Consider the following 7,073-nt stretch of genomic DNA (forward strand, 5'->3'; position numbering starts at 1 on the left):
GAGGAGGCGCCGAAGAAGCCGGCGACGCCCCGGGTGTGCTGGAGCACGTACTGCGCGTCCTCCGGTTCGGCGATGGGGCCGCCGTGGCAGAGGACGAGGATGTCGGGGTTGACTTCCTTGGCCGCGTCGTGCATGGCCTGGACGCGGCGGGCCGCCTCCTCGAGGGTGAGGACGGTCCGCGCCCCGATGGAGCCCTTGGCCGTGAGACCCATGTGCGGCACCAGCACGTCCGCGCCGGCCTTCGCCATGGCGCGCGCCTGCTCCTCGTCGAAGACGTAGGGGCAGGTGAGGAGGTCGAGCTCGTGCGCCTTCCGGATCATCTCGACCTCCAGGTCGAAGCCCATGCCGGTCTCCTCCAGGTTCTGGCGGAAGACGCCGTCGATCAGGCCCACCGTGGGAAAGTTCTGGACGCCGGTGAAGCCCGCCTCCTTCACCTCCCGGAGGAAGACGTCCATCAACCGGAAGGGGTCGGTTCCGCAGACGCCCGCCAGGACAGGAGTCTCTTCCACGACGGGAAGCACCTCGCGCGCCATCTCCATGACGATGGCGTTGGCGTCGCCGTAGGGCATCAGGCCGGCCAACGAGCCGCGACCGGCCATGCGGTAACGGCCGGAGTTGTAGATGATGATCAGGTCGACGCCGCCCTTCTCGGCGAACTTGGCCGAAATGCCGGTGCCGGCTCCGGCGCCGATGACGGGGCGGCCGGCCGCCACCTCGGCGCGCAGTCGCCGAAGCGCTTCCTCGCGCGTGATCCGCTTTTGCACCGCGAAACGCCTCCTTGGAACAAGAGGATTCCCTGGACCACCTTGGGCCCGGTGCCGGTGCGACCCGTCCGAACCGGGGGTTCGGCTTCGTGGCCGGCGGAGGGGCGGGCTCCCCCCCCTCCCCTCCCGCCCCCAGCCCTTCAGCCAGCCGGGCTCGGAGTCAGCATGGACTCCAGCGCCCGGGCCATGGCCAGCGCGAACTCCGGATCGTTGATGTGCAGGTCGAGCTCCACCCGCTCGATCTCCGGGCGCAGGTGGCGGCGCAAGGCGTCGAAGAGCGCCCGGTCAGCCTCGGGGTCCCAGAAGGGTTGCCCGTCGGCGTCGATCATGGAGAGGCCGCGAAGCGGCAGGAAGACCTTCGTGGGACCCGTCGCGCGGTTCAGCTTCTCAGCCAGGATGCGGCCCAGCTCGGCGCACTCCTCGGGCGTGGTCCGCATCAGCGTGACGGTCGGGTTGTGCGGGTAGAAACGCCGCCCCCGGAACTTCTCGGGTACGGTCTCCGGCGGCCCGAAGTTGACCATGTCCAGCGCCCCCACCGAGACCACCTGGGGGATCCCCTTCCGGCCCGCCGCCTCCAACCGCTGGGGGCCCGCGTTGAGCACGCCGCCGACCAGCTCGTCGGCCCATTCGGTGGTGGTCACGTCCAGGACGGCCCCCACCAGCCCGTCGTCGACGAGCCCTTCCATGGCGCGACCGCCGCTCCCCGTGGCGTGGAAGACGAGCACCTCGTAACCGCGGCTCTCCAGGTACTCGCGGGCCGCGGTGACGCAGGGCGTGGTCACGCCGAACATCGTGGCGGCGATGAGCGGCTTCTCCCCCGCCCGGCCGCTCTCGCCTGCGGCTGCCCTCCCCGCCGCCATGCCGGCGACGGCGCGCGCGGCGTTGCCCAGGACGAGGCGGGAGAAGCGGTTGAGCCCGGAGATGTCGATGACCGAGTACATCAGGGTGACGTCCTTGACGCCGACGTAGGGCCGCGTGTCGCCCGACGCCATGGTGGAGACCAGCAGCTTGGGTACGCCCACCGGCAGCTGCTGCATGGCGGCGGCGCCGATGCTGCTTCCGGCGGAACCACCCAGGCAGAGGATGGCGTCGAGCCGCCCCTCGTCGTAAAGGCGGCGGACGGTGGCCGCGGCCGCCCGGGCCATGGCGGCCACCGCTGCCCCGCGGTCGCGCCGCCGGGCCAGCTCATCCGGGTCCACCCCCGCCGCACGCCCCACTTCCTGCCGCGGAATGTCCGGTTCGACGGCGGGGTCGGTCACCCCGGCGTCCACCAGCAGCGTGTCGAGCCCCTGCTCTCGGATCACGTCGCGGACGTAAGCCAGCTCCCGTCCTTTGGTGTCCAGCGTTCCCAGGACGACGACCGTCGGCATGGCACCACCTCCCGGTTCCGGCCGGAACCCGCGGGCAGACCGGCTCTCAGCAGCCGGGGCGGCAGGATTCCGTACCTGCCTGCACGCTACTTCGTCCTCGCCGCGGCGTCATCGGGCCGTCATCGGATCCGGGCGGCCCCCATGGCGCGCGTGGCGCCGGGCGACGGCGGGTGACGCGGGCCCTCGTTTCATCCATCGGCAGGGCGGGCCCACTCCCGCCGGAAATGCTCGGCGGGGTCGGCGGTTTCCGCCGTCCTTGGTCCGCGCTCCTCCTCCTTTCGCCACCCGACCAGATGTGGCGCATGGCTTGCGTCTCTGTGCAAGGCTTCCTGGGTTATGGATGTCTTTACTCGAGGGGGTCTCCCAGGGGGTCCGCCGGATTTTCACCCTGCGCGGCACCGTACCCGCGACAGGAAGCCCTCCCCCGCCGGGGAACGTCTCCTCCGGTCTTCCTCCGCGGACCCCCGCCGGTTTTCACTCGGCGGCACGCCGCGGGCCGGGCCGGAGCGCCCCGGGGAGTAAAGACATCTGGCATCTCGAATGGCTTGCCATGCTGCGATCGCTGCAGATCCTAGCGCTGCAGACGACGATTTTGCGCGACATAACCCGCACGGATGATCGGATTGCGCCGCCCCGCTCGAGCATCCGCGGAGGGAGCAGGGCAGCGCTCTTCGTGGGCCGAAACGAACGCCCGGAGCGGGCCGAAAGGGGTGCGAAGGCGTGCAAGCGGAGACGGGTCAGCACGCGGGCGAAGGCGAAGCCCGGCGGGAGCGGAGGCCGCTCCTCGCCCTCACCATGGGCGATCCGGCCGGCATCGGGCCGGAGATCTGCCTGGCCGCGGCGGCCGATCCGGAGCTGCGCGCCGTCGCCCGGCCGCTGGTGGTCGGCGACCTGGGCGTGCTGGAGCGGGCGCTGGCGGCGGCGGGCGGGCGGAGCCTGCCGGCCGGGCTGCGGCTGCGAGTGGTGGCGCGGCCGGCCGAGGCGCGCTTCGAGCCGGGAAGCGTCGACGTCCTCGACCTGGCCAACGTGGAGCGGGCGGGCTTCGCCTGGGGCGAGGTGCGGGCCGAGTACGGGAGGGCTTCCTGGGAGTATCTGGAGCGGGCGGCGCGGCTGGCGCTGGCGGGCGAGGTGGAGGCGGTGGTCACCGCCCCCATCCACAAGGAAGCCTGGCGCCTGGCGGGGATCGGCGCCATCGGCCACACCGAGGCGCTGCAGGCGCTGGCGGGCGGGGCGGAGAGCGTGACGCTCTTTGTGGTGCGGAACCTGCGCATCTTCTTCTACACGCGCCACCTCGCGCTGGAGGAGGCGATCCGGCGGATCCGCGAGGCGGGGCCGGAGGGGGTGGCGGGCTTCCTCGAGACGGTCGACCGGCTGCTGGGCGGGACGGGCCTGGCGCCGCGGCGGATCGCCGTGGCCGCGCTCAACCCGCACGCCGGCGAGAACGGCCTCCTGGGGCGCGAGGAGCTGGAGGTGATCGGGCCGGGGGTGGAGCTGGCGCGGCGGCGCGGCGTGGACGCCCACGGGCCGGTGCCGGCGGACGCGGTCTTCCACCAGGCGCTCCAGGGGCGCTGGGAGGCGGTGGTCTCGCTCACCCACGACCAGGGGCACATCGCCGCCAAGACGCTGGACTTCGAGCGGACGGTGAGCGTCACGCTGGGGCTGCCCTTCCTGCGCACCAGCGTCGACCACGGCACCGCCTTCGACATCGCCGGCCGCGGGCTGGCCAGCGCGGTCAGCATGAAGGAAGCGGTGCGGGTGGCGGCGGCGGGCGGGCTGCCGGGGGCGGCGTCGCGGGGAGCAGCGCACGAAGCGCCATCATGATGGCCGTTTCGACAGCATGGATGACGCAAGCGCCTCCCGGAGCGCCCCGCACGCTGCGCGCCGTCCGCCCGGCGGCCGCCCCCGCAGGAAGATCGCCACCATCGCCGAAGGTCGAAACCGACGTCACCCAGCCTGTGCAGGAGGCGAGGCGCGTGCCGGAACGCGGAGGCGGCGAGACGAGGGAGGGCGCCGCGGGGCGCGTGATGCAGATCCGCGTCGACTTCCTCCGCCCGTGGCGGAGGGCCGGGCAGAAGCCGGCGGTCTGGCGCCGGCTCCTGGTGCCCGCCGGGATCTCGTTGTCCGAACTCCACCACGTCCTGCGCATCGCCCTCGGCTGGCGCGAGATCGGCGGCTACGGCTTCGCCACGGCCGGCGCCAGCTACGTCGGGTGGGTGGAGTCCGCGTACAAGCTTTTCGCCGCACCCCGGCGGAGCGCCCGGCGTCATCGTGCGGAGCAACTCTTCGCCGAGGAGGGCGACGAGGTCAGCTACCTGCAGTACCTCGACTCCTACGTGCCAGGCGCCTCCGCGGCCGGCCTGACGGCGGAGCGTCGCTCGCTGCTGCGCCGCTACGCCGATCCATCGGACGGGCGCCCGGAGGCGGGCGCAACGGCCGAGGCGGAGGATGACGAGACCCGCCTGGTCGCGGAGACGGTCTTCGGCTTCGCCCTGCGTCCGCACCGCCTCCGCCTGGAGGCGTGGCTTCCTCGCGAGGAAGGGGTGACGTACCCGCTCTGCACCGGCGGCTCGGGGCAGGTGCCGGACCCTGACCCGGCCTGCACCGGCGCCTTCCGGACGCGGCGGGTCAGCGCGCTGCTTCAGGGCGGGTACGAGCGGAGGCGCGCGGAGGAGCGTTGGCGGACGCGCCTGCTGCGCGCCGCCTACTTCCTGGCTCCCGGCGAGGAAGCGCAGACGGCCATCCCCTGTCCGCGCGCCGCGGAGGACCGCCGCTGCACCGGCCGGTTGCGCGTGCGGCGCTTCGTCGACGATCTCGGCCTCGTCGGCTGGAGCTGTCCCGCCTGCGGAGCCGCAGGCGAGCTGCCCGGCCTGGACCGCCTGCCGACCAGCGCGCTCTTCCCGCTGGCCGTGTCGGGGGTGCGGCCGCCGGCGCAGGAGCAGAGGGTGCGCCTGGAAGCAGAGGCCTACGAGGCGCTGGGCGATCTGTCGTACGTGCTGGACGGCCTCTCCCCCTCCTTCGACCGGGCGCGCTGGGCGGACGGCCAGGTGGAACTCCCGGGCCCGCCGGCGCACCTCCTCGAACTCGCGAACTTGGCGCGCAGGGGCGCGTCGAGGGCCCGCGGTCGGCTCGCGCGGAGGCTGGACGAGGCGGCCGCCGTCATCGAGCGGCAGGTGCTCCCGCTGAACGGGCCCGAGGGCGAGGAGCCCGACGAGGAGCTCGAGGAGGAGCTGGCGGCGCTCGACCTCCACTCCGACCTCGACTCCGACGAAGGCGGGGAGAAGGAGCCCGGCGGCGGGGCAGCAGACGCGGAGCAGCTGGAGGCGGCCCTCCGCGCCTTGGCCGGCCGACCGGGGGGCGGCTTCCCCCACTCGCTCTCGGTCGCGCCTGCCCCGGCGCTGACCGAGGCCTCGCTTCGCGGCATCGCGCACCTGCTGGACTCGCAGACTTGGTCCTCGCCGGAGGAGGCCAGCGCCTTCCTGGAGAGCGCCGCCGCCCAGGCCGTCCTCGAGTCGGTCGCGCACCGTTTCGGAGACTCGCCGCTGGACCGTGCCCAGGCGCTGGCCTACGAGGCCTGGGAGGCGGACCCGCCGCGCCGCTACGAATTGGCCCGGGAGGCGCTCCGGCTTTCCGAGGATTGCAGCGACGCCTGGCTCATCCTCGCGGAGACCGAGGAGCGCTGGCAGCGGCGGAAGCGACTCTTCGAGCGCGCTCTGAGCGCGGCCGCGCACGCCCTCCAGGTCCGGGACGTCCCGGCCGAGGAGCGCACCTACGCCAACGTTTTCGCCCGCCCCTACGTCCGCGCCAAGGTGGCGCTGGCGCGCTGCTTGGTGGAGGGGCGCTTCCTCGCCGACGCGGAGCGGCTCTACCTGGAGATGCTTCGCGACGACCCCGACGACCCTATGGGCATCCGTTTCGAGCTGGGCCAGACCTACCACCACATGGCCGAGCGCTCCGACGCTGCCGGCGAGCGGGGCTTCGAGAAGCTCGCCCAGCTCCTCGACGCCCAGGAAGACGACCCCGACTCGTGGATGCGCTGGGAGCGGCTCTGGCTGGCCCTGGTCCGCCAGGCGCGCGGCCTTCCGGGCGGCTCGGAGGAGGCGGTGCGGAAGGCGTTCGACCTCGCGTTCGCCGCCAACCCACACGTGCCCGACTTCCTCCTGCTCCGCGAGGAGCCACCTGCCACGGCGGACGCGCCGTTCATGGCGTTGGGCAGCCCCGAGGAGGCGGCGAACTACGTCTTCACGGCGCTCCGCTGGTGGGCCGCCGAGCCGGCGACGCTGGCCCGGCTGGCGGAGCTGATGGAGGCGAAGGCCGGCGAGCGCGAAGGGGATCGCGGCGAAGCCGAGGACGAGGGCCGCGCGGCGGACGACAAGCGGGGCAGGTAGAGTCCACCGGGCCCTCCCGTGCGAGCGGCCCGGACAGCTCCGGCAGACATGCCTCCAAGCCGGGGAGCCGCGCGCCGGCTGCCGCCGCCCGGGAGAAGTTCGGGTCACCGCCCCACAGTCGCCCAAGCGAGACGTTCCGTGCCACCTCCACGGTGTCCGCCGGGTCGATGGCGCAGGAACGGACGTAGAAGCGGGCCCAACCGGGGGCGCCCTCCGCCCGCTCTACCCCGCCTCGTGGACCGAGACCGCTCAGAGGCGTTCTCCGAGGAACGACACGCATCTTCTCGCGGGAGGCGTCGCCCCGGAAACCGCTGGAGGAAGCGACCACCGCCACGACTTGCCCACCCGGTGCCGGGAGCACACGGCCTGTCTGAAGGCCGAGCGCCCGAACACGCCCGGCTCGCCGCCCACCCGAGCGGACCACCTCCGGAGTACGCTGGTGCCCGCGACCGCCCGCTGCCCGGGCGCCACCGCCGGCTAGCGCGGCCCCATGCGCAGCGCCCCGTCCAGGCGGATCACCTCGCCGTTGAGCATGGGGTTCTCCAGGATCTGCC

General features: G+C 73.4%; 4 protein-coding genes. 2 read left to right on the top strand and 2 right to left on the bottom strand.

All coding sequences use genetic code 11. From position 1 onward, the window contains the following. Both K6U79_10265 and K6U79_10270 read right to left on the bottom strand, forming a co-directional pair. Positions 1-752, bottom strand: a 752-nt coding sequence (locus K6U79_10265; protein MCL6522735.1) for a phosphoenolpyruvate hydrolase family protein, incomplete at its 3' end; no start/stop codon positions are given. Positions 753-904: 152 nt separating this feature from the next. Then, entirely contained in the window at positions 905-2,134 is a 1,230-nt protein-coding gene (locus K6U79_10270; GenBank protein MCL6522736.1) for a Tm-1-like ATP-binding domain-containing protein, read from the bottom strand. A 795-nt stretch (positions 2,135-2,929) separates the two neighbouring features. Here K6U79_10270 and pdxA point away from each other — a divergent pair. Together pdxA and K6U79_10280 are read left to right on the top strand one after the other, a co-directional pair. Beyond that, on the top strand, positions 2,930-3,955 hold the full coding sequence (gene pdxA, locus K6U79_10275) for a 4-hydroxythreonine-4-phosphate dehydrogenase PdxA (protein MCL6522737.1): 1,026 nt from the start codon (positions 2,930-2,932) through the stop codon (positions 3,953-3,955). Positions 3,956-4,107: 152 nt separating this feature from the next. After that, on the top strand, positions 4,108-6,519 hold the full coding sequence (locus K6U79_10280) for a hypothetical protein (protein MCL6522738.1): 2,412 nt from the start codon (positions 4,108-4,110) through the stop codon (positions 6,517-6,519). The last annotated feature ends 554 nt before the right edge of the window (positions 6,520-7,073 follow it).

It is taken from the genome of Bacillota bacterium, assembly GCA_023511835.1.
Lineage (GTDB): Bacteria > Bacillota > Sulfobacillia > JAIMAT01 > JAIMAT01 > JAIMAT01.